This is a genomic window from Streptomyces fulvoviolaceus, assembly GCF_000718165.1.
In the GTDB taxonomy this organism is placed as follows: domain Bacteria; phylum Actinomycetota; class Actinomycetes; order Streptomycetales; family Streptomycetaceae; genus Streptomyces; species Streptomyces fulvoviolaceus.
In genome coordinates, this window is the sequence record NZ_JOEY01000238.1 from 1 (window position 1) to 225 (window position 225).

Genomic DNA, 225 nt, shown 5'->3' on the forward strand with positions numbered 1-225 from the left:
CTCCGCGTCATGGCCGCCTCCGACGAACGGGTACGCCTCCTTGAGCTCTTCCAGCTCCAGAACGACGAAGGCCCCTGCCTCGAATGCTTCCGCACCGGCGCACCGGTGCTCGTCCCCGACCTGCCTCGGGAGGCCGACCGCTGGCCGCACTTCGTCACGGCGGCCCACCGCAGCGGCTTCGGGGCGGTCCAGGCGCTGCCCATGCGCCTGCGCGACGAGGTCGTC

1 protein-coding gene is annotated in these 225 nt (G+C 72.4%); it reads left to right on the forward strand.

Features of this window, described 5'->3' with window-relative positions; genetic code table 11:
• On the forward strand, window positions 1-225 hold a 225-nt coding region (locus IG08_RS0153695), incomplete at both ends, for a GAF domain-containing protein (protein WP_030622568.1).